This is a genomic window from Pinisolibacter sp. DMC100 (assembly GCF_056313705.1).
This window is the reverse complement of record NZ_JBQUZT010000001.1, coordinates 822,051-845,355: the sequence shown is the minus strand read 5'-3', so window position 1 is coordinate 845,355 and position 23,305 is coordinate 822,051. Positions and strand designations below refer to the sequence as shown.

The following is a 23,305-nucleotide window of genomic DNA, read 5'->3' as shown; positions in this document are numbered from 1 at the left end:
GTCGGGGCCTGCTTGGGAAGAGGAGATCGTCGCGGTCAGGCCGCGGCGCGATAGATCGCGAGGATGTCGGCTTCCGACAGGTCGCGCGGGTTGTTGTCGAGCAGGCGGCGGATGGCATGGGCCTCCTTCGCCATGATCGCCATGTCGGCCTCGCCCACCCCGTGGGCGGAGAGGCGCATCTCGCAGCCGAGGTCGACGCACCAGCGATGGGCGGCGTCGAACACGGCGACCGGATCGGACGAAGCCGGCAGACCCAGCGCCTCGAGCACGATCGCGGTGCGTTCCGGCACGGCGGGCGCGTTGAAGGCGAGGACGTGGGGGAAGATCAGCGCGTTGGCGGCGCCGTGCGGCACGTGGAAGCGCGAGCCGAGCGGATAGGCGACGGCGTGACCGGCGGCGGTGTTGACCGGGCCGAGGCAGTAGCCGCCCCACAGCGAGGCGAGCGCCATGCCGGCGCGGGCCTCGCGGTCGTCGCCGTCGGCGGCGGCGCGGGCGAGCCAGCGGCCGACGAGGCGGATGCCGTCGAGGGCGTAGGTGTCGATCAGCGGATGGGCCTTGCGGTTGGTGAAGGCCTCGACGCAGTGCGCCAGCGCGTCGACGCCGGTCGCCACCGTGATCGCCCGCGGCATGCCGAGCGCCAGGTCGGGATCGACCACGGCGAGATCGGCCAAGAGATGGATGCTCTGCACCGCGCATTTGGCCGAGGTCGCCTCGTCGGTGACCAGCGCCCGGATGCCGGCCTCCGAACCGGTGCCGGCGGTCGTCGGCACCTGCACCAGGAAGGCGCCCTTGCGGGCCACCCGGTCCGGGCCGATCACCTCGGCGAAGCGCTGGCCGCTGCCGGGCAGGACGGCGGCGAGCTTGGCGAGGTCCATCGCCGAACCACCACCGAAGCCGATCACCGCCTCGGCATCGGCCGCCTCGGCGACCGCGAGCAGACGGGCGAGGTCGGCGGTGTTCGGTTCGCCGGCGAAGTCGCCCCAGACGGTCGGGGCGGCCGCGAGGCCGAGACGATCGACGCGGGTGGCGTTGAAGGGGTCGGTGACGACGAGGACGCGCGACAGGCCGCGCTCGGCGAGGAGCCTGCCGACCTGCGAAACCGTCGCCGATCCGAAGATCAGGCGGCCGGGCTGCGGCAGGTCGATGGGCGTCGAAAGTGGATTCATCGAAATTCTCCCTCAGGCCACGGCGACGCGCGCGGCGGCGAGCTTCTCGGCATAGTCGATCGCCTCGAGCAGGCTCAGCTCGTTGGCCAGCCCCTTGCCGGCGATGTCGAAGGCGGTGCCGTGATCGACCGAGGTGCGGATGATCGGCAGGCCGAGCGTGATGTTGACGCCGGAGAGCGATTCCCACGTTCCGGTCTTGGGGTCGACGTTGAAGCCGAGCAGCTTCACCGGGATGTGCCCCTGGTCGTGGTACATGGCGACGACCGCGTCGTACTGGCCGGCGTGCAGCTTGACGAAGACGGTGTCGCCCGGCACCGGGCCGACGACGTCGCGGCCGGCGGCGACACATTCGGCGATGACCGGGGTCGAGACCTCGATGTCCTCGCGACCGAAGAGACCGCCCTCGCCGGCATGCGGGTTCAGCGCCGCCACCGCGATGCGTCGACGCGTCAGACCGAGACCGGCGAGCGTCTCCTCGGTCAGGTCGAGGACGTAGCGCAAGCGTTCCTTCGTCAGCTTCTTCGGCACGTCGGCGAGCGCGATGTGGGTGGTGACGTGGCTGACGCGCATGCCGCCGTGGGCGAGCATCATCACCGAGCCCTTGGCGCCGGTGAGATGGGCGAGCATGTCGGTGTGGCCGGCGAAGTGGAAGCCGGCCTTGTTCAGCGCTTCCTTGTTGAGCGGCGCGGTGACGATGCCGTGGATGCGGCCGGCGAGCGCCAGACGCACGCCGACCTCGACCGCGTGGTAGGCGAAGCGGCCGCCGTCGGTCGACAGGACGCCCGGCAGGATCGGCGCGCCCTCGTCGCAGGCCTGGAGGGCGGCGAGCGCCGGCCAGTCGCCGGCCTCCTCGACGCCGGGAATGGCGAGATCGGGGGCGAAGGCGCGGCGGGCCTCCTCCAGTGCGGCGTTGGAGCCGATGATCAGCAGGCGCAGCGCGCCGGCGTCGATGCGCGGCTTCAACGCCTTGCAGGCCTTGACGATGATCTCCGGGCCGACGCCGGCGGGATCACCCATGGTGATGGCGAGTTGGGGTATCACGACGGTACCTCGCGAGAGTGGGATGGCGGAGGCGCGACCGAACAGCCGCAGCAGGAAATCGGATTGCCCGAAGGCTCCGGACTTGGAGACGACGCGCAGACCGTCGAAATGGCCGCCGCGGAAGCGGGAGACCGGAACGCCGGGAACGATCTGGCCCTCGAGCGCCAGCCCTTCGGCGCCGAGCGCCTCGCAGAGGCCGCGCAGGGTCTCGCCGCCGGCGACGACCAGCGTGCCGGGGCGATCGAGCCGCTGGGCGAGTTCGGTGAAGACGGCGTCGATCCGGCGCGCCGCCGAGTCACGGGCGATCCCTTCGGGCAGATCGACGCGGACCGGCACGGCGCCGCGTTCGGCGAGACGGCGGGCGATCGCCTCGGCACTCTCGGCACCGCCGTCGGTGATCGTCAGGGCGAGATCGCCACAGCGATCGATCTGCTCGGCGGTCACCGGATGGTCGGTGCCGAACAGGCCGAGGACCGGCGCTTCGATGCGCGGCAGGACATCCGTCGTCGTCCGGGTGGCTTCGGCGAGTACCGCGGCGAGGCCGCCGCTGCCGCACCACAGCACGGTTCCGGGAAAGGCGCGGCCGGCGGCGACGATCGCGGCGAGATCGTCGTCGGTCGCGGCGTCGAACATCGTCACGCCGGCCGACACCGCGTCGCCGGGGCGGGCGCGGGCGACGGCGATGCCGAAGCCTTCGAGTTCGGCGACGAGATCGCAGGCGACGGGGACGGGACGGCCGTCGACGACGCGATGCTGGCGGCCGTCGATGGTGACGCGGCCCTGGAAGGGGAAGGCGGGGGCGACGATGCAGGCGTCCGGCTGCAGCGCCTCGAGCCAGACGGCGAGTTCGGCGGCGGCGTTGCCGCGCAGCAGGCTGTCGAGCTTGGCGTAGAACAGCGTCTCGCCGACCGGCGGCAGATGGCGCAGGCGTTCGGCGAGGGCGACCCGAGCGGCGTCGGGCGAGACTTCGCGGGTGCCGGAATCGAGGGCGAGGGCACGGGCCGGCACACCCACCGGCGCGCTCCAGGCCACGGCGACGGGTGCCGCGGGCGAGGCGAAGCGGGCGGCCGCGTCGAGCGCTCCGGTGAGATCGTCGGCGACGAGGAACAGGTGATCGCGCCCGCCCCGCTCGACGATGGATCCATTTCGACCGGTGACCGCCATGGTCCGGCGTCCTTCTCGGTTCCCTGGCCGCGCCGTTGATCGGCGTCGTTCCTTCGATGGAGGGCACCCTAAGCGACCCCGAAGCAATTAGTCAATATGTTGTAATTTAGATTCTCCCAGGGCCCACATCGAAGGCAACCCGCGGTCACATCCGGGCGCTCGGCAATCTACGATTTATTATAGTAAAAACAATGCATTGACCGATTTTTTCGCGCTCCTTCATCCCACTTTCCGTCGACGGCATCCGCTGTATACCGGATCAGATTCTGACTTATATGAACATATAATGCTGACAAGTTGACAACTTGTGCCGAATGGTGTCTGGTGCGGTCGACCGGCCCGGAACGGCCGCGAGTCGAAGGGAAGGCACAATCATGGCGGTGGACGCTGCGGCGAACGACACGGCGTTCGTGGACGACGCGAGCGACGACGACCGGCCGAAGGCGGGCCTCGGACCGCTGGCCGAGCGCGTCTGGCGGCGACTGTCGTCGGACATCGAGACCGGACGCCTCGCGGTGGGGCAGCGGCTGCCGAGCGAGGTCGAACTGGCGACCCGGTTCATGGTGTCGCGACCGGTGGTGCGCGATGCCTTGCAGCGGCTGCGCGACGAGGGGACGATCTATTCCCGCCGCGGCTCCGGCAGCTACGTCGCCGCGGCGCCGAAACGCGAGCAGGCGAGCGGCGTGCTGAGCTTCGCACCGGTCGAATCGATCGCCGACGTCCAGCGCTGCTACGAATTCCGCCTGACCATCGAACCCGAGGCGTCCGCCTGGGCGGCGCGGCGCCACGATGCCGAACGGCTGCGGGTGATCGAGGCGGCGCTCGAGGAGATGCATGCGGCGACGCTCGACCATCAGCACCGCGAGGACGCCGACTTCAACTTCCACCTCGCCATCGCCGAGGCGGCCAACAACCACTACTACGCCTCGTCGATGCAGGCGCTGAAGGAGCACATCGGCGTCGGCATGAAGTTCCACGGCCAGTCGCTGATGGGTCCGGGCGGGCATCTCGAAGACGTCTATGCCGAGCACGTCGGCATCTGGACGGCGATCCGCAGCCGCGATCCCGACCGGGCGAGCCGCCTGATGCAGCTCCATCTCGAAGGCTCGCGCGATCGCATCTTCGGCGGGCGGACGCTCGATCTCTCCTATTGAGGGCCGACGGCGGCGGCCGGTCGGGTCGACCGCTCCGCGACGTCGCGGCCATCTCGGCCAACTCACTCGCCGTGTAGCCGGCAATCTCACCCGGAAAGTTCAGAATCGGATCGACGGCGGCGGGAGCGACGGGGCCACGCGAAGACGGCGTCATCCCCCATCGAATCGGTCCATCCCGATACGTGTCCACCGACGAACAGGACGGACCATCCGATATCGGGACGGCGCCATCGATCGGAAGAGACCATCATCGTGTGATCGGAGAAGTGACGGCGAACGAACGAGCGATCCGGATCGGCCGGCCGAAGGCGACACTCGCCCGATGCACGGCCGAGCTTCCGGGCGAAGCTCTGCCCGCGGATCTCTCTGCTTGTTCAGGAATGGCGCGCCCGAAAGGATTCGAACCTCTGACCCCCAGATTCGTAGTCTGGTGCTCTATCCAGCTGAGCTACGGGCGCCTGCCTGTCGGCGGGAGGAGCTTGCCCCCCGCGTCGGAGGCGTTCTCTAAACGGTTCCGACGCGGGGGGCAAGCCCCCTCGTCGTCGATCGACGCGATTTTTCCCCAGGGGTGGAAAAGACGACGGGACGGCGCCCGGTTCGCCGACCGAAGACGGAGCGCGCGGACGGCGAACATCGCTCCCGCGCAGACGAGACCGGCTCGCCGCGCACTGGGCGCGGCGAAACGGCACGGATATACAGGGGCGCTCCGGCCGAACGATCCTGCGGTTCCGATCGGCGCCATGCCTTCCAGACACGCGAAAGACCACCGATGTCGGCCCTGCTCGGCCCCCTCTTCAAGATTCTCTCGACCCTCGCCTTCGCGGCGATGCTCGTCGGGGTGAAGATGCTCGGCCAGCGCGTGCCCGCCGGCGAGGTGGTGTTCTTCCGCTCGTTCTTCGCGCTGGTGCCGGTGCTCGCCATGGTCTCGTGGCAGGGTCAGCTGCGCCATGGCCTCAGGACGGACCGACCCGGCGGCCATCTGATCCGCTCGGTCGTCGGCGTCACCGCCATGGGTTTCTGGTTCGCCGGCGTACAGCGGGTGTCGCTCGCCGACAGCCTCGCCATCACCTATGCCGCACCGCTCCTCACCGTGGCGCTCGCCGCGCTCGTCCTGGGCGAAGTGGTGCGCATGCATCGCTGGATGGCGGTGGCGGTCGGCTTCGTCGGCGTGCTGGTGGTGCTGTCGCCCCACCTCGGCGATCTCGACCATCTGACGGACGGCGGGGCGGCGACGGGCGCGGCCTTCTGCTTCGTCTCGGCGATCTTCATGGCCTTCGCCCAGATCCAGATCCGCAATCTCGCCGGCACCGAGAAGCCGGGCGCCATCGTCGTCTATTTCTCGCTCGGCAGCGCCGTCGCCTCGCTCGCCACGGTGTCGTGGTGGGTGATGCCGTCGTCGTTCGATCTGATGCTGCTGGTCCTGACCGGCCTCTTCGGCGGCATCGGCCAGATCTTCCTGACGCTCGGCTATCGCCATGCCGACGCCTCGGTGATCGCGCCGCTGGAATATTCGTCCATGCTGTGGGCGATCGGCACCGGCTGGTGGTTCTTCGGCGAATGGCCGAGCGTGACGGTGCTGGTCGGCTCGGCGATCATCGTCGCCTCGGGCATCGCCATCGTGCTGCGCGAACGCGCGCTGGGGCTGAAGCGCCCCGAGGCGTGAGCCCCGAAGGGCGCGGCCCTCACTCCACCCGCACTTCCACGCTCGCCGAGGCCCCGGTCGCGTCGATGACCGAGAGCCGCGAGAAGCCGCGCCCCGAGGGCAGCCACAGGCCCTTGCGCCGCCCGTCGGCGGCGGCGAGCGGGCGGCCGTCGACCAGCCAGACGAAGGGCGGCACGCCGCCGTGCGCCTCGAGCGACACCGGATCGGCGCCCGCGCCATCCGCGAATCCGACGTCGAGCCGGGCGCCGTCGGGCGGAAACGTGATCTCGAGGCGGGGCCGCGTCACCGCGGCGAGGGTCTTGGGCACGTCGCGGCGCAGATGGCGCAAGGGCGGCGGCAGGGTCGCCGTGGTCGCCTCGAGCACGCCGCGAGGCTTCGCGATGCCCTCGGGCTGACCGCCCATGCGCTGCCAGGCGTCGAACAGCAGCGGTGCCGCCACCATGCGGCCGACGAGGCCGGGCACCGGGCGGCCGTCGGGGCGGCCGACCCAGACGGCGATCACCCGGCGGCGGTCGAAGCCCACCGCCCAGGCGTCGCGGTAGCCCCAGGAGGTGCCGGTCTTGAAGGCGAGCCGGCCCTGCAGGGCATTGGGTGGAGGCGGAGCGCCGCGCAGCACGTCGGCGACGTACCAGGCGGCGACCGGATCGGTCAGACGGCGACGGACGGGAGCGGACTTCACGTCCTCGAGCCGGCGAACGATCGGGGCGGTCGTGCCGCCGCGGGAGAAGCCGCCGTAGAGCATGGCGAGGTCTTCGAGCCGGATGCCGACGCCGCCGAGGCCGACGGCGAGGCCGGCCGGGCCGTCGCGGCCGGTCACCAGATCGGCACCGGCCGAGCGCAGACGCGAGATCAGCGCCTGCGGGCCGATCGCCTCGAGCAGTTCCACCGCCGGCATGTTGAGCGACTGTTGCAGCGCGCGGCGCGCCGTCACCGTGCCGACCCAGCCCTGATCGAAGTTCTCCGGCGCCCAGGCGCCCCAGCGGGCGGGGCGATCCTCGAGGATGGTCTCGGGATGGGCGATGCCGTCCTCGAAGGCACGGGCATAGACGAAGGGCTTCAGCGCCGAGCCGGGCGAGCGCACGGCGCGCGTCAGATCGACCGCACCGGCGCGGTCCTTGGCGAAATAGTCGGGACCGCCGACCGAGGCGAGCAGCGCGCCGGTGGCGGTGTCGAGCACGACGATCGCCGCCGACTGCTCCGCCCCCCAGGTCTCGACCCGCTCGCGCGTCAACGCCTCCAGCGCCTTCTGCAGGCCTGCGTCGATCGTCGCGCGGATGATGCCGGCGTCGGGCGTCTCGGCGACGAGGTCGTCGGCGGTATGCGGCGCGAGCGTCGGGAAAGGCCGGCGCTCGGTCGGGATCGGCTCGGCGCGGGCGTGGTCGACGTCGGCGGCAGACGCGATGCCGGCGGAAAGCGCCCGGGTGAGCACCCGATCACGGGCCTTGCGCAGCGCCTCGGGGAAGCGGTCGGGGCGCCGCGTCTCGGGCGACTGCGGCAGGGCGACGAGGGCGGCGGCCTCGCCGAGCGACAGGCGCCTCGGCTCCTTGCCGAACCAGGCGAGGGAGGCGGCGCGCACGCCCTCGAGGTTGCCGCCGTAGGGGGCGAGGGCGAGATAGAGCTCGAGGATCTCGCGCTTGGTGAAGCGGCGCTCGAGGTCGAGGGCGCGCAACGCCTGCGTCGCCTTGGCGGCGAGATCGCGGGTCTCGCGCGGCTCGAGCAGGCGGGCGACCTGCATGGTCAGCGTCGAGGCGCCGGAGACGACGCGGCGCGTGACGAGCGCCTGGCCCGCCGCGCGCAGCACGGCGCGGGCGTCGACGCCGCCGTGGCTCTCGAAGCGGCGGTCCTCGAAGGCGAAGAGCAGCGCGACGAAGCGTGGATCGACGTCGTCGAGGCGCACCGGCAGGCGCCAGCGGCCGTCGGCGGTGAGATAGGGGCGCAGCAGGCGTCCCTCGCGATCGACGACGACGGTCGAACGGCCATGGAGGAGACGGGCGTCGAGCGGCGGCAGCCGGTCGAGCGGCGTCCGGAGCGTACCGAGCCCCCAGCCGACGAGGGCGAGCACGAAGGCGGAGGCGAAGAGCAGGCGCGCGACGAGGGGTTGGGCGTCGCGACGCCCGCCTCCGTCGTTGCTCGTTTCGCTCACGCGCGTCACCGGCCGAGCCTCCTACACATCGCCCGCCCTCACTTGCGCGGCGCCACCTCGATCGTGCCGAAGCCGGTGCGGCCGAAGCGCTCGGGCCGGTACATGTCCTCGACCACCGCCGGCGGCTGGACGAAGCGGCCGGGCGAGACGGCACGCACCGCGTAGGCCACCTCGAACACCGCCTGCTGATCGGGCGAGCGATCGAAGGCGGCGACGAAGCGGTCGTCGCGGAACTCGGTCGTCGTCGCGGCGGGCGCCTCGGCGAGCCAGGCGAAGGCGTCGGTGTCGCCGCTCGCCACCAGCTTGGGATCGGCGATCTCGAAGCCGGCAGGCAGGCGGTCGGTGACGACGATGCGGGCGTTCTCGGCCTTGGGCTCGGTGATCCTCAGCACCACCACCAGCCGGTCGGTCTGGCGGATCTTGGAGAGATCCGCCTTGGCGCCGTCGGGCGTGTGGAGGGTGCGGGTGATCGTGTAGCCGTTCGAGGCGGGGCCGTCCTGGGCGATCGGATGGCCGGAGGTCGTCACCACGACGCGGGTCGGCACCTTGGCCTCGCCGGTGGTCGCGGCGGCGATCTTGACCGGGCCGGCGGCGAGTTCCTCGGCGCGGAAGGTGCGGAAGAAGGGACCGGTCGTCTCCTTCGTCGCCCCGCGCGCCTCGACGCTCACCTTCTGGCCCTTGGCCTGATCGGCGACGGCGGAGGCCGCCAGCACCGCCCAGGCCTGTTCCTGGGTCGAGGTCTGCGGCCGGGCATCGCGCATGCGCTCGATCGCCGCCGCCACGTCGGCCCATTCGGCCGGCGGACGGCGGCTCTCGGCCATCAGCGCCAGCGTCATCGCGCCGTCGCGGAAGGGCGTGCCGTAGTCGGTGCGCCAGACGCGGGTCTTCTCGTCGGCCGTGAGCTTCGCCACCGCCGCCCTGAACAGCGGTTCGGCCCGCGTCGTGTCGCCGAGCAGCGCCAGACCGGCGGCGAGCTGGGCGCGCGCGGAAGCCGTCTGGAACAGGTCGAGCTTCTGGTCGGAGAGCCAGCGCAGGTCGCCCATCACCGGGCGGCCGTTGCGGGCGAGCACGTAGAGCGCATAGGCGGTCTCGGGTGCGTTCTTGGCCTCGGGCTCGTTGGAGCCGGTGACCGAGTTGCGCAGGCGGTCGAGCGCCTGATCGAAGGCCTTCTGCGGCACGGCGTGACCGGCCTCGCGGGCCCGCGTCAGGAAGTCCGTGACATAGGCGTCGAGCCAGAGATCGTCGTCGCCGGCGGCACTCCACAGGCCGAAGCCGCCGGTCGAGGTCTGACGCGCCAGCAGCCGGTCGATCGAGGTGCCGATCCGCGCCTTGGCGTCCTCGTCGAGGGCGAGGGCTTCGGAGGTGGCCAGTTTGTCGACGTAGAGCAGCGGCAGGGCGCGGCTGACGACCTGTTCGGAACAGCCGTAGGGGTAGCGGTCGAGCGCGCGGAGCAGTGCGGGTACGTCGAGCGCCGACCACGGCGTGACCGCCACCGACACCGCGCCGGTGCCCGGCAGGAAGTCGGTGAGCAGCGCGTCCGAGATCTCGACCGAGCCGCCGGCGGGCAACGGCCTGACGCTGCGGCGATAGACCTCGGTCGTCGGCGGGGCGACGGGGAAGCTCGCCGTCTGGGTGGCGTCGATGCCGGGGCCGGTCAGGCGCACCGCGACCGAGGCCGGGCCGATGCCGGCGGCCGTCACCGGCACGGTGAAGGCGGCGCGGCCCTTCTCGGCCAGTTTCACCGTGGTGGCGAGGCTCTCCGCCGGGACGAGCAGCGAGCCGCGCAGGTCGAGTTCGACCCGGTAGTCGCCCGCCTTGCCCTCGACGTTGTCGAGCGCGAAGTGGAACTGCGAGCGGTCGCCGAGCGCCAGGAAGCGCGGCACGGTCGGCTGGATCACCACCGCGTCGCGCACGATCACCTCGCGGTCGGCGTGGCCGGTCTTCTCCGCCGTCCAGGCCATGGCCATGACGCGGACGGTGCCGTTGAAGGCGGGGACGTCGAAGGCGACCTCCGCCTTGCCGTCGGGGCCGACCTCGACCACGCCGGAATAGCGGGCGAAGGGCGCCTCGCGCGGCGGCGCGGTGAAGTCGCCCGCACCGCCGTCGCCGCCGACGCGGATCTCGCCGCGGGCGCCCTGCATGCCGTCGATCAGGAAGCCGTAGAGGTCGCGCAGATCGAGCGGCAGCTGACGCTGGCCGGAGAACCAGCGATCGGGGGCCGGCGTCTCGAAATGCGTGAGGTTGAGGATGCCGACGTCGACCGCGGCGACCACGACGCGGGCGGACTTGCCCTCCGCGCCCTTGATCGTCAGCGGGATCTTCAGGCTCCCGCGCGGCCGGATCATCGCCTCGGTGCCGATCTCGACGCCGAGCACATGGGCGGCGGGCTCGACCTGGAACCACGCCACGCCGACGGCGCGGCCGGGCATGCGGCGGGCCTTGGTGTCCATCGGCCGATGGGCGATCGCCACCACATGGGCGCCGGAACCCCAGGCCTTGTCGGCCTGGAAGGTCACGGTGGTGCCGGCGGGATCGGCGTCGACCACCTTCATCGCCTCGACCCGGTCGGTGACGATCGCCACGGTGGCGGTGCCGGCGAAGCGCGGCTTCAGCCGCACCGAGACGGTCTCGCCGGCGCCGAAGGCGGTCTTGTCGAGCGCGACATCCAGAACATCCGGGCTGTCGGCCTTGTCGGCACCGGACCAGCCGACCGCAAAACCGAGCGAGGTACGGGCGCCGTCGGCGGTCTTCAGCTCCAGGCGATAGGCGCCCCAGTCGACCGGGAGCGAGAGGCGGGCGGGGTCGCCGATGCCGACGTCGATGGTGCCGTCGGCGATGCGGCGGTGGGTCTTGACCACCTGCGACGACCACTTGCCTTCCGACATGAACCACTGCCAGCGGCGATCCTCGGCGAGGAGCTCCCACTTCACGCCCTTCGTTTCGCGGCGGGCGCCGTCGGGCAGGGCATAGGCGAGATCGAACTCGGCCTTGGAGCCGGCGGAGAGACCGCCGGGGGCGAAGCGGGGCTTGGCGGCGATCACCGGCCCGGCGGGCAGGATCGGCAGCGTCACGACGCGTTCGACCTGACGGCCGCCGGCCTCGGCGACGGCGATGTCGATCTTGGCCTGGAGTGGTCGCGACACGGTCGTCGGCGGGATCGGCACGGTGATGCGCGCCTCGCCCTTCTCGTCGGTCGAGCCGGTCTCCTCGAGTTCCTTGGAGACCGCCTCGAAGCTCTCGTCGTCGAGGCCGACGCTCCAGCCCTCGAGGCCGGGGACGGTGGCGGACGGGGCGAGTTCCACCGAGACGTCGCCCTTGACCTCGAGTTCGGCGCCGGGGGCGCCGTAGAGATGGTCGGCGCGCACCGAGACGATCGCCGGCTCACCGGCGGCGAGCAGCGGCTTCGCCGGCGTCAGCGTCACGTCGATGCGTTCGGGGACGTAGTCGGCGACGAGGAAGGTGGTCTCGCCGATCGGCGGGCGCTTGGGATCGGCATGGACGCGGATGCGCCAGGTACCGGTCTGGAGGCCCGAGAGCAGCGGCAGCGACCAGGCGCGGCCGCCCTCGCCCTGATCGGCGACGGAGGCACGACGATATTCGACGCCGTCGGGGCGCTGGACGACCAGCGTCAGCGGCACGTTCGGCACCGCGACGCCGCGGGTGTCGCGCAGCAGCGTCGTGACGTTGACGGTCTCGCCGGTACGGTAGACGCCGCGCTCGGTCGAGACGAAGGCGTCGAGCCCCTTGGGCGGCAGACGGCCCTTCACGCCGCGATCGGTCAGGTCGAAGGGTTCGCGGACGAGATCGAGGAAGCCGTAGTCGCCCTTGCCGTCCTCGGCCACCACCACGCCGGGGGCGAGGCCGCCGGAGCCGCGGGCGAGACCGGCGTCGAAGTTGGCGCGGCCGTCGGCTTCCGTCGTCGCGGTCGCCAGAACGTCGTTGTTCTTGGCGAGCAGCCGCACGGTCAGGCCGGCGACGGGCTTGGCCGTACCGAGCGAGCGGGCGAGCACGACGAGACCCTCGTCGCCGGAAAACGCCGTCAGGCCGAGATCGGAGACGACGAACCACTGGGTGGCGCGGCTCTCGTAGGCGTCCGGATCGTCCTCGCCGGCGGCCGTCTTCGGTCCGGGCAGCCGGGCGGTCATGACATAGAGGCCGGGCTCCATCTTGCCGACGGCCTGGGCGACCGGGAAGGCGGTGACCGTGTCCTTGTTGAGTTCGGTCTTGACGTCGAGCGTACCGGTCCAGACGAGACGGCCCTTCTCCTCGGTCAGCTTGCGGGTCTGGTAGCCGTCGAGCGCACCGAGGAAGGTCTCCTCGCGGATCGCGGCGCCGAGCGAACGGTCGCCGATGCGGTGGATCGCGACCTCGACCGAGGGCGTGTTGACGGAGACGACCGGCAGGCCTTCCTGGCCGGTCGAGGGCAGGACGTAGTTGCGGCCGGTGAAGCGGACCTGCGGCGAGCGATCGCGGACGTAGATGTCCCAGTCGAGCGACTTCGGCAGGTCCTCGCCGACGGTCGAGGGGAGGCCGGCGCGCAGCACGATGCCGTAGCGCTTGCCGTGTTCGAGCCCGTCGACGCAGAGCTGGCGGGTCTCGACCGTCACGGCCGGATTGGCGAGGCCGGCGACGGCGACGAAGGGCGTGTAGTCGACCTTGCCGCCGGTCTTCAGGTCCTCGGTGAAGGTGAAGCAGACGCGCGGGCTCGCGGCGTCGTTGTCGACCTTGTACTCGTCGACCTTGAAGCCGAATTCCGGGCGCAGGCGATCGTAGAGCGCCACCGCCTCCGGGATCTGCGAGATGCGCACGGCGCGGCGGACGACCTCGATGGCGGCGCGCGGTTCCTCGGCGCGGACATAGGTCTCGGCCAGCGTGGTCAGCGCCACCGCCTCCTCGCGCGGGCCGGGCGCCAGACGATAGGCCTGATAGGCGGCGGCGTGGGCGTTGCGCCGCGCCTCGAACTTCGCCTGCCAGTCGGCGGGTTGCAGAGAGGCCAGCGCGATCGAGTACCGCTGCCAGGCCTGCCAGTCCTTGGGCAGCACGGCGACGAGGCGGGCGGTCACCTCTTCGAGCAGGACGACGTTCTTGGCGGCGAAGGCGGCGTCGGCCTCCTTGCGCAGCTGGACGGGGTCGCTGGTCGTGCGCGGCCGGGTCTTGACCGCGGCCTCGAGACGGACGGCGTCGCTGGCCAGTTCGTCGCGGACGAAGGTCTTCTCGGCGGCGAGGCTCGAAGGGGTGCCGGCCGCGAGCGACAGACAGAGTGCGGCGGCGATCGCGAAGGTCTCGAGGAAGTGACGCACGGCTTGTCCTCCCACCCGTCCGGCACCCGCGGTCGCGGGGCCTTGCAGATCGCAGCGAGGCGGCGATCCGGGGGCGGGATCATAGCACCGGCATGTGACGGCGGCGCGAGCGAAATGAGGATGAGACGGTGTGCGAAAGCGTCATCGAAACGTGATCTTCGCGGCCGATCGCCTCCATCGCCGGTCCGCCCCCTCGACGCGGCGGCGGCCGTCTGAGAAGATCGCGTCGACCGATCGCCGGATCGAGGAAGGACGCCGCGCCATGACCCCCGCCAGGACCCCGAGATCGTGCCGCGCGCCGACCGCCGCCTCGTTCCTCGCCGCCGCGCTCGCCCTCGCCCCCGCCCTCCCCGTCTTCGCCCAGGACGCGCAGAACACGCCGAAGGCCACCGCACCGGCGACGCCGGCCGCGAGCGACCTCGAGACCGCGCGCGCCGACTGGGACGCACGCCCCGAGGCGGAGCGGCGGGCGATCCAGTCGGGGCTGCAGTGGACCGGCGACTACACCGGCGCGATCGACGGCACCTTCGGCCGCATGACCTTCGAGGCGATCCGCGCCTTCCAGACCCGTCACGGCTTCACCGCCGACGGCATGCCGACGCCACCGGCGATCGCCCGGCTCGCCGACACCGAGAAGAAGAAGCGCGAGGCGGTCGGCTTCGCCCTCGTCGACGATGCCGCGACCGGTATCCGCCTCGGCATGCCGGTGAAGCTCCTCGGCAAGGGCGCCAAGGCGGAGGGCGGCACGCGCTGGACCTCGAAGGACGGCAAGATCGACTATCGCGCCTATGCCGTGGCGAAACAGGACCTCGCCCAGCTGTTCGAGCGGCTGAAGCAGGAGGGGCCGACCCACAAGGTCGGCTATGCCGTGCTCAGGCCGGACTGGTTCGTCATCACCGACACCGTCGGCACCAAGCGCGGCTATGCCCGGTTCGAACGCTTCGGCGACGGGGTGCGCGGCTTCATCGTCTATTCCGACCCGTCGGTCGGCGGCGAGTTCGACCGCGTCGTGCTGGCGACCGCCTCGTCCTTCCGCCCCGACTTCAAGACGCCCGATCCGCGCGACACGATCGCCGCCGCGGCGCCGAAGTCGACGGCGACACCGGCCGAGGCGCCGAAGATCGCCCCGCCCGCCGCCCCGGCGGCCCTCTCGGCGACCGGCCTCCTGGTCGCGCCGGGCCGCGCCATCGTCGCGGCCGCCGCGGTCGCGGCCTGTCGCGAGGTCAAGGTCGCCGGCCGGCCGGTCGCCGTCGCCGGCCTCGACGACGGCAAGGTGCTGGCACTCGTCTCCTGGGCCGAGACCGGGACCGTGCCGCCGATCCGGCTCGCCGAGGCGCCGCCGACGCCGGGCGAACCGGAGATCGTGGTGATGCGCGGCGCCTCGGGCACCACCGTCGTCTCCGGCCGGGCGACCGCGACCGGCGTCGGCGCGGCGCTGCAGCCGGGCGGCTTCTCGGCGCCGGTGGTCGACGGCTCCGGCCGCCTCGTCGGCCTCGTCGCCGACCGGCCGGACGAGAGCCGTTCGATCGCCGGCGTCCTGCCTGCGGCCGACTACCGGCTGATCCCGGCGGCGGCGCTGAGCGACTTCGTCGGCAAGGCCGGCGGCGGCATCGAGCCACCGGGGCCGACCCAGACGCTCACCAGCGCCGGCGCGGTCGCGACGCTCGGCGCCCGACTGGTCGCCGTCGTCTGCGAGAAGTGACGAGCGACTGCGAGGAGACGCGATGCCCGAACTGCCCGAGGTGGAAACCGTCCGGCGCGGCCTCGCACCGGTGATGGAAGGTGCGCGGATCGCCGGCGTCGAACAGCGCCGCGCCAATCTGCGCACACCATTCCCGCCCCGTTTCGTCGAACGGCTCGAGGGCACGACCGTCACGGCGCTCGGGCGGCGGGCGAAGTATCTGCTGGCCGATCTCTCCTCCGGCGAGGTGCTGATCGCCCATCTCGGCATGTCGGGCTCGTTCCGCATCCGCGGGGGCGACGACGAGGCGGTGCCCGGCGTCTTCCACCACGGCCGCGACAAGGCGGCGGCGCACGACCACGTGGTCTTCCATCTCGAAGGGCCCCACCTGCCGAAGGGCGCCAGCGTCACCTACAACGATCCGCGCCGCTTCGGCTTCATGGATCTCGTGCCCCGCGCCGATCTCGCCGCCCATCCCTCGATCGCCGGGCTCGGCATCGAGCCGCTCGGCAACGCGCTCGACGGCGATCTGCTCGGACAATTATTTGCCGGCAAATCGATGCCACTGAAGGCCGCGCTCCTCGACCAGAAGCTGATCGCCGGGCTCGGCAACATCTATGTCTGCGAGGCGCTGTGGCGGGCGAAGCTCGATCCGCGGCGGCAGGCGGGCACGACCGTCACGGCGACGGGCGCCGCGACCGCATCGCTCGCCACGCTCGCCGAAGCCATCCGCGCGGTGCTCGGCGAAGCGATCGAGGCCGGCGGCTCGTCCTTGCGCGACCATCGCCAGGCGAACGGCGAGCTCGGCTATTTCCAGCACGCCTTCGCCGTCTACGACCGCGAGGGCGAGCCCTGCCCGCGCCCGACCTGCGACGGCGTCGTCGAACGCGTGGTGCAGTCCGGCCGGTCGACCTTCTTCTGCCCGCGCTGCCAGCGCGCGAGCGGGCGGCGGCGCTGAGGCGGGCGCCACGCGGATTTCCGCAGAGGGGTCGTGCGAAAGAGGGCGTTGCCCGTCGCCGCCCGCTCCGCTAGCCCTTGGGACCACGAGGTGGCCGCGACGCGCCGCCCGACGGGAAAGGACGCCCCATGGCCTACGAGAACATCCTGGTGGAGACCCGCGGTCGGGTCGGCCTGATCACGCTCAATCGCCCCAAGGCGCTCAACGCGCTCAACTCCGCCCTGATGGCGGAGGTCGGCGCGGCGCTCGACGTGTTCGAGGCGGATGCCGGGATCGGCGCCGTCGTCATCACCGGGTCGGAGAAGGCCTTCGCGGCCGGCGCCGACATCAGGGAGATGCAGCCGCTCACCTATCCCGAGACCTATGTCGACGACTTCATCACCTCGTGGGACCGCGTGGCGCGTGCCCGCAAGCCGGTGATCGCCGGCGTCGCCGGCTTCGCGCTCGGCGGCGGCTGCGAGCTCGCCATGATGTGCACGACGATCTATGCCGCCGAGACGGCGAAGTTCGGCCAGCCCGAGATCAAGCTCGGCGTGCTGCCGGGCGCCGGCGGCACCCAGCGGTTGACCCGCGCCGTCGGCAAGGCCAAGGCGATGGATCTCTGCCTCACCGGCCGGCTGATGGATGCGAAGGAGGCCGAGGCCTCCGGTCTCGTCGCCCGCGTGCTGCCGGCCGAGGGCTTCGTCGAGGCCGTGGTGGCGATCGCCACCGAGATCGCCGAGTTCGCGCTGCCGGCGGTGATGCTCACCAAGGAATGCATCGATCGCGCCTTCGAGACGACGCTCTCGGAAGGTCTGCGCTTCGAACGGCGGGTGTTCCAGGGCATCTTCGCCACCCCCGAGCAGAAGGAGGGCATGGCGGCCTTCCTCGAGAAGCGGAAGCCGAACTTCCGCCCCTGAGGCCCGTCGTCGCCGGTTCTTCGCCGCCCGCGAGGCGGCTCGCCGCCGATCGTTCGCCGACAGGGCGAGAAACCCGTCGCGTTCCCGGCCGAAATGGGCCTCGCGCCCGTTGACGGGCCGGGACGCCGCGGTTATAAGCTCGCCCACTCGGTGGCGGCTCGTTCCGCCGCCCACATGTTCAATTCGTGTCGGCCCGCCCGCGGCCGCTCTCCCCGCGGGGAGAACGGCCAGGCTCTCGAGGTCGGGCACGGTCGAGATCCAGGAGAGGCTCGTCCATGGCCAATACGCCGTCCGCCAAGAAGGCGGCCCGCAAGATCGCGCGTCGCACCGCGGTCAACAAGTCCCGCCGTTCGCGCGTCCGCACCTTCGTGCGCAAGGTCGAGGAAGCCATCGCTTCGGGCGACCAGGCCGCCGCCGCCGCCGCCCTCAAGGCGGCCCAGCCGGAGCTGCAGCGCGCCGCTTCCAAGGGCATCGTCCATCGCAACACGGCCTCCCGCAAGATCTCGCGTCTGGCCAGCCGCGTGAAGTCGCTCGGCGCCTGATCGGGCCGCCTTCGAGCGTCCGTGAAATCCTCGAAACCCGGGTCTCGTGACCCGGGTTTTTTGTTTCTACCTGCGGTTGGACAGCGTCCAGACGCGGTACCCGATCTCGTCCGAAAGCGCTTTCCGGACGGCTTCGACAGCTTTTCCGCCTGCCAAGAAATACCACGACAATTCAATGACTTGATGGCAGGTCATCACGAGCCCTCGCGTGCATCGACGATTCTTCGCCGTCTCGCGTGAAACGTGACGTGGCGTCCTTGATGGAATGTCGCAGATCGGGGTTTTCCGAATCCGGCGCCGAACTCGATTGAGTCGGAAGGACTTGTCGGAGGTCGGCGGGCGGTGGGGTGTTGCATGCATGCGTCGAGGGGCCGCGACGGCGTTTTGAGACGTTGCGTCGGTCGCGGGGGGTGTGTACATATTGGCCATCGGGGCACGGGGACCCCGCTCTCACGAGAAGAACGGAGGGTATCTTTCGCGACACGACGTCGTTTCGAAGCCGCAACAAGCAGAGAAGCGAGACGTTCGCGTAAAAAGAGATACCCGATCGGGCTTGGCGTGCAGATCTACTTCCGCGTGACGGGCAATAGTCGGCCACAGGAAGAACTCCACGAACATCAGCTGGAAATTTTCGGGACCTTCCGGACAAAAACCGGAAGCTTGGGGGTTTTTGTCATGTCGATTTCGGACACGGGAGGCTACGCCGGTGACGTGGCGCCCGAGGAGGCTTGGGCGTCGCTGTCTTCGGACCCGCGTGCCGTCCTCGTCGACGTCCGTACGACGGCGGAATGGTCCTTCGTGGGCCTGCCCGACCTGAGGGACATCGGCAAGCGACCGGTCACCATCGAGTGGCAGGTCTTCCCCTCCATGGCGGCCGACCCGAACTTCGTCGCGAAGCTCTCGGAGCTTTTCGCCGGAGACGGCGTCGAGACCGATGCACCGGTCTATTTCCTCTGCCGTTCGGGCGTTCGCAGCAAATATGCCGCGATCGCCATGACCGAAGCCGGATGGAGCCGTTGTCTCAACGTCTCCGGCGGCTTCGAGGGCCCGCCGGACCGGACCGCCCATCGCGGGACCGTCGCCGGCTGGAAGGCCCGCGGGTTGCCCTGGACCCAATCCTGATTGCGTGCGACCGGCTTCGGCCGGAACGAGTGGACCTCCGGAGGGCACTCCGGGGGACGGCGTTTCGTCGCCTCGTCACGGACGAGCGAGGCACCGGGACCCTCCGAAGTCGGCATGCGCCGGTTTCGACAGAAGAGCAGAGAGGCGGACGACGATGGAGGCACGTGCGATGACCCGGGAGACCGATCCTCGCGACGAATGGGATCGCATCAAGGTGCGTCTCAGGGTCGAGCTTGGCGAGGACGTGTTCACCAGCTGGTTCGCCCGCGTCGAATTCGAGGCGCTCGCCGGCGACACGGTGCATCTGTCGGTGCCGACCCGCTTCCTGAAGAACTGGCTGCAGGGGCGCTATCGCGACCGGCTGCTGGCGCTCTTCCGCGAGAGCTTCGGTCAGGTCACGCAGATCGACTTCGCCGTCCGCTCCGCCATGCGTCCGACCGCAGGGGCCCGCGAGGCCGCCGAGGCGCCGAAGCGTCCGGCGCCGACGCTGGTCGCCTCCAATTCGTCCGAACCCCGCCCCGCCACGCGCCCGGCGACCGCCTCCGCCGCGCGGTCCGACGACGAGCTCGCCGGCAGCCCGCTCGACGCGCGCCACACCTTCGACAGCTTCGTCGAGGGCCGCTCCAATTCGTTGGCGCTCGCCGCCGCCCGCCGCGTCGCCGACGTGCGTCCGGGCGAGACCGTGCCCTTCAATCCGCTCTACATCCACGCCTCGGTCGGGCTCGGCAAGACGCATCTCCTCCAGGCAGTGGCGAACGCCGCCCGCGCCCAGGGTCGCAAGGTGCTCTATCTCACCGCCGAGCACTTCATGTACCGCTTCGTGCAGGCGCTGATGGCCCAGTCGGCGATCGCCTTCAAGGAAGCGCTGCGCGGCATCGACCTGCTGCTGATCGACGACATGCAGTTCCTGCAGGGCAAGCAGGTGCAGCAGGAGTTCTGCCACACGCTGAACTCGCTGATCGACGGTGCCCGTCAGGTGGTGATCGCCGCCGATCGCCCGGCCGCCGACCTCGAGACGCTCGACGAACGGGTGCGCTCGCGCCTCGCCGGCGGTCTGCTGGTCGAGATCGCCGCGCCGGACGTGGAGCTTCGCCGGCGTATCGTCGCCCACCGGGTCGACGCCGCCAAGCGCGCCAATCCGGGCCTCGAGATCTCCGCCGCCGTGGTCGACTGGGTCGCCGAGAACGTCGCCTCCTCGGGCCGCGACCTCGACGGTGCCGTCAACCGCCTCGTCGCCCACAACCAGCTGACCGGCCGTCAGGTCGATCTCGAGATGGCCGAGGCGGCACTCCGCGACCTGCTCAGGGCGCGCGAGCCGCGCAAGATCAAGATCGAGGACATCCAGCGGGTCGTCTCCAAGCATTTCAACGTGACCAAGGCCGACCTCCTCTCGGCCCGCCGCACCCGCACGGTGGTGCGTCCGCGTCAGATCGCGATGTATCTCGCCAAGTCGCTGACGCCGCGCTCGCTGCCGGAGATCGGCCGCCGCTTCGGCAACCGTGACCACACCACGGTTCTCCATGCGGTGCGCAAGATCGAGGAGATGGCCGGCGCCGACCGCGCCTTCGCCGACGAGATCGAAATGCTGAAGCGCCTGCTCGACGTCTGATCGGGCACGCGAATTTCCGTTCGGCGAGGGGCTGCGGGCGACCGCGGCCCCTCGTCGTCTCACGCCCTCCCCCACCCGCTCATGCATCCGGGGGAGCGCTGATCGACGTTTCGGGCGCTTGCACGCGCCGGGCGCGTGACGTATCCGAGGCTCGGGATCGACGGTACGGCGGCGCGGGACAGCGCGGGAACGGCCGGAGCGATCGCGGGAGACTTTGCACATGGCGGACATGCGTCTCGTCGTGGTCGGTGCGTCCGGCCGCATGGGCCGGACCCTGATCCGGGCGGTGACCGAGACCGAGGGCACGATGCTCTCGGGCGCGATCGAGCGTGCCGGCTCGCCCGACATCGGTCGCGACGCCGGCGAGATCGCCGGCATCGACAAGCTCGGCGTCCAGATCACCGACGATGCGCTCTCCGCCTTCGCCCATGCCGACGGCGTGCTCGACTTCACGGTGCCGACGGCGACCGTCCATTTCTCCGAACTGGCGGCCCAGGCGCGGATCGTCCACGTGGTCGGCACCACCGGCTGCTCGGCCGCCGAGGACGCCAAGCTCGCCGCCGCCGCCCGCCACGCGGTGCTGGTGAAGTCCGGCAACATGAGCCTCGGCGTCAATCTGCTGGCCCAGCTGGTGCGCGAGGCGGCTCGCGCGCTGGGGCCGGAATACGACGTCGAGATCGTCGAGATGCATCATCGCGCCAAGGTCGACGCGCCCTCGGGCACGGCGCTCCTCCTCGGCCAGGCGGCGGCGGAAGGCCGTCGCGTCGATCTTTCCGCGCATTCGGTGCGCTCGCGCGACGGCCACACGGGCCCTCGCCGCATGGGCGACATCGGATTCGCGACGCTCCGGGGCGGTACCGTCGTCGGCGACCACATGGTGGTGCTGGCGGGGCCGCACGAGCGCATCGAGCTCACGCATCGCGCGGAGGATCGTTCGATCTTCGCGCGTGGCGCCGTCAAGGCGGCGTTGTGGGGCATGGGGCGAAAACCCGGCCTCTATTCCATGGCCGACGTACTGGGCCTTTCTCCGAAGGCCTGACATCCTTTCCAGGGAGCCATACGCATGGAACGACTGCTCGTCCTCTGCCGCCACGGCGAGAGTGAATGGAACAAGCTGAACCTCTTCACCGGTTGGAAGAACCCCGACCTGACCGAGAAGGGCGTCGCCGAGGCCAAGGCCGCCGGCCAGAAGCTCAAGGCCAAGGGCCTGGTCTTCGACCTCGCCTACACCTCGGCGCTGACGCGTGCCCAGCACACGCTCGACCTGATCCTGACCGAGCTCGGCCAGACCGATCTGCCGATCACCCGTGATCAGGCGCTGAACGAGCGCGACTACGGCGATCTCTCCGGCCTCAACAAGGACGAGGCGCGGGTGAAGTGGGGCGAGGAACAGGTCCACATCTGGCGCCGCTCCTTCGACGTTCCCCCGCCCGGCGGCGAGAGCCTGAAGGACACCGCGGCCCGCGTGCTGCCCTACTGGGACGCCCACATCCTGCCGGACCTCAAGGCCGGCAAGCGCATCATCGTCGCCGCCCACGGCAACTCGCTGCGCGCGCTGATCATGAAGCTCGAGAAGCTCACTCCCGAGCAGATCCTCAAGCGGGAACTGGCGACCGGTGCGCCGATCGTCTATCGCCTCGACGCGAACGGCGAAGTGATCTCGGGCGAAGACCTCGCCTGAGGCGACACCCGACCCGAAACGCGAACGGCGGCCGGAGCGATCCGGCCGCCGTTTTCGTGTCTGCGAGCGACGTCAGACGCGGACGGACGAGCCGCGCACCACCAGCCGGCCGGAGAGAACGATCTTGCGCGGCGCCATCTCCGGCGTGCGCAGGCGTTCGAAGAGCAGTTCCATCGCGGTGCGGCCGATCTCGGTGACCGGCTGTTCCATCACGGTGAGGCCGGGCCCGACCAGTTCCGTCCAGGTCTCGTTGTCGAAGCCGGCGAGCGCCAGATCGCGCGGCGTCTCGAGGCCGGCGGCGCGGATGGCGCGATAGGCGCCGAGCAGCATCAGGCCGTTGGAGACGACGACGGCGTCGGGACGCAGGCCGCTCGCCAGCCGTTCGGAAAGCGCCGCGGCGGCGGCCTGGTCGTTCGGGGCGACGAAGACGGCATCGGGCTCGAGGCCGCGGGCGGCCATGGCGGCGCGATAGCCGTCGTGGCGCTCGACGGCGGTCGAGGAGGTGTTGCCGAAGAGACCGAGGATGCGACGGTGGCCCTGGTCGGAGAGATGTCCGACCAGCTGTCCGGCGGCGCCGGCATTGTCGATCACCACGGCGTCGTGGGCATCGAGCGGGCCGGCGCGGTCGACGAGCACCACGGGAAAGTCGAAGTCGAGCGACCCGAGCGTGCCGGCGGCGGCGCGAGTCGGGGCGTAGATCAGGCCGGTGATCCGCTCCTCCTGCATCAGACGCAGATACATCGCCTCGCGCTGCGGGTTCTCGTCCGTATTGCAGAGCACCACGCGCATCTCGGCGCGGTAGGCGGCGTCCTCCACCGCCCGCGACAGGGTGGTGAAGAACGGGTTGCGGATGTCCGAGACGATCAGACCGATGGTGCGGGAATGCTGCGAGCGAAGGCGCCGGGCCGAGAGGTTCGGGCGATAACCGGTTGCTCTCACGGCCGCTTCGACCTTCTCGCGCAGGTCGGCGCTGACCGGGCCGTTGCCGAGCACCCGCGACACGGTGGCAGCCGACACGCCTGCGGCCTTTGCGACGTCCTTGATCCCGACCGACATACGTGAAATCGTTCCTGTGGCGTTTTCTGAAACGCACCTGAATCATGGTGCAGCGCAGCACGTATATTTGCAGAAAAATTGCGAAATTGCAATGCATTGCCTGTTGACGAATGATGTGAAAACGTT

At 70.8% G+C, this 23,305-nt stretch carries 15 protein-coding genes, 1 tRNA gene and 1 pseudogene; 10 read left to right on the top strand and 7 right to left on the bottom strand.

The annotated features are described in order from the left end of the window. Positions 1–35 precede the first annotated feature (35 nt). From ACT541_RS03905 to ACT541_RS03895, 3 genes and pseudogenes are all read right to left on the bottom strand, one after another. Positions 36–1,166 (bottom strand): iron-containing alcohol dehydrogenase, encoded by a 1,131-nt coding sequence (locus ACT541_RS03905; RefSeq protein WP_476134420.1) that lies wholly within the window; start codon positions 1,164–1,166, stop codon positions 36–38. A 12-nt stretch (positions 1,167–1,178) separates the two neighbouring features. Further along, positions 1,179–2,207: a 4-hydroxythreonine-4-phosphate dehydrogenase PdxA gene (gene pdxA / locus ACT541_RS03900; protein WP_476136025.1), complete on the bottom strand. Its 1,029-nt coding sequence runs from the start codon at positions 2,205–2,207 to the stop codon at positions 1,179–1,181. Between the two features lie 63 nt (positions 2,208–2,270). Continuing rightward, positions 2,271–3,371 (bottom strand): annotated as a pseudogene (locus tag ACT541_RS03895) (four-carbon acid sugar kinase family protein); the annotation flags it as partial. A gap of 374 nt (positions 3,372–3,745) precedes the next feature. On the opposite strand from ACT541_RS03895, the gene ACT541_RS03890 reads away from it, so the two are divergent. Next, on the top strand, positions 3,746–4,525 hold the full coding sequence (locus ACT541_RS03890; protein ID WP_476134418.1) for a FadR/GntR family transcriptional regulator: 780 nt from the start codon (positions 3,746–3,748) through the stop codon (positions 4,523–4,525). Positions 4,526–4,906: 381 nt separating this feature from the next. Here ACT541_RS03890 and ACT541_RS03885 read toward each other — a convergent pair. Then, positions 4,907–4,983: transfer RNA gene (locus tag ACT541_RS03885), tRNA-Arg, on the bottom strand. Positions 4,984–5,294: 311 nt separating this feature from the next. Between ACT541_RS03885 and ACT541_RS03880 the strand changes: the two genes are divergently transcribed. Beyond that, positions 5,295–6,188: a DMT family transporter gene (locus ACT541_RS03880; protein ID WP_476134416.1), complete on the top strand. Its 894-nt coding sequence runs from the start codon at positions 5,295–5,297 to the stop codon at positions 6,186–6,188. Positions 6,189–6,207: 19 nt separating this feature from the next. Here ACT541_RS03880 and pbpC read toward each other — a convergent pair whose 3' ends face one another. Continuing rightward, the gene (gene pbpC / locus ACT541_RS03875) at positions 6,208–8,331 is read right to left on the bottom strand and encodes a penicillin-binding protein 1C (RefSeq protein WP_476134415.1); all 2,124 of its coding nucleotides are present in this window, start codon (positions 8,329–8,331) and stop codon (positions 6,208–6,210) included. A gap of 38 nt (positions 8,332–8,369) precedes the next feature. Further along, positions 8,370–13,631: an alpha-2-macroglobulin family protein gene (locus ACT541_RS03870; protein ID WP_476134413.1), complete on the bottom strand. Its 5,262-nt coding sequence runs from the start codon at positions 13,629–13,631 to the stop codon at positions 8,370–8,372. Positions 13,632–13,893: 262 nt separating this feature from the next. Here ACT541_RS03870 and ACT541_RS03865 point away from each other — a divergent pair, with 262 nt between their 5' ends. The 8 genes from ACT541_RS03865 (at position 13,894) to ACT541_RS03830 (ending at position 22,123) form a co-directional block, all read left to right on the top strand. Beyond that, positions 13,894–15,333 carry a peptidoglycan-binding domain-containing protein gene (locus ACT541_RS03865; protein WP_476134412.1) on the top strand — a complete coding sequence of 480 codons (1,440 nt, stop codon included), beginning with the start codon at positions 13,894–13,896 and terminating at the stop codon, positions 15,331–15,333. Positions 15,334–15,355: 22 nt separating this feature from the next. Continuing rightward, entirely contained in the window at positions 15,356–16,270 is a 915-nt protein-coding gene (gene mutM, locus ACT541_RS03860) for a bifunctional DNA-formamidopyrimidine glycosylase/DNA-(apurinic or apyrimidinic site) lyase (protein WP_476134411.1), read from the top strand. A 128-nt stretch (positions 16,271–16,398) separates the two neighbouring features. After that, positions 16,399–17,169, top strand: a complete 771-nt coding sequence (locus tag ACT541_RS03855; protein ID WP_476134409.1) for an enoyl-CoA hydratase — start codon at positions 16,399–16,401, stop codon at positions 17,167–17,169. Between the two features lie 275 nt (positions 17,170–17,444). Then, positions 17,445–17,711: a 30S ribosomal protein S20 gene (gene rpsT / locus ACT541_RS03850; RefSeq protein WP_476134407.1), complete on the top strand. Its 267-nt coding sequence runs from the start codon at positions 17,445–17,447 to the stop codon at positions 17,709–17,711. Between the two features lie 558 nt (positions 17,712–18,269). Beyond that, on the top strand, positions 18,270–18,833 hold the full coding sequence (locus ACT541_RS03845) for a rhodanese-like domain-containing protein (protein WP_476134406.1): 564 nt from the start codon (positions 18,270–18,272) through the stop codon (positions 18,831–18,833). A gap of 169 nt (positions 18,834–19,002) precedes the next feature. Continuing rightward, complete coding sequence (gene dnaA, locus ACT541_RS03840; RefSeq protein WP_476134404.1) at positions 19,003–20,442, top strand: chromosomal replication initiator protein DnaA; 1,440 nt, start codon at positions 19,003–19,005, stop codon at positions 20,440–20,442. Between the two features lie 220 nt (positions 20,443–20,662). After that, a complete protein-coding gene (dapB, locus tag ACT541_RS03835) occupies positions 20,663–21,481 on the top strand; it encodes a 4-hydroxy-tetrahydrodipicolinate reductase (protein ID WP_476134402.1) in 819 nt (272 codons plus the stop codon). Positions 21,482–21,505: 24 nt separating this feature from the next. Continuing rightward, the gene (locus ACT541_RS03830; protein ID WP_476134401.1) at positions 21,506–22,123 is read left to right on the top strand and encodes a 2,3-bisphosphoglycerate-dependent phosphoglycerate mutase; all 618 of its coding nucleotides are present in this window, start codon (positions 21,506–21,508) and stop codon (positions 22,121–22,123) included. A 72-nt stretch (positions 22,124–22,195) separates the two neighbouring features. On the opposite strand, the gene ACT541_RS03825 is transcribed toward ACT541_RS03830, so the two are convergent. Then, positions 22,196–23,179, bottom strand: a complete 984-nt coding sequence (locus ACT541_RS03825) for a LacI family DNA-binding transcriptional regulator (RefSeq protein ID WP_476134399.1) — start codon at positions 23,177–23,179, stop codon at positions 22,196–22,198. Positions 23,180–23,305: the final 126 nt, after the last annotated feature.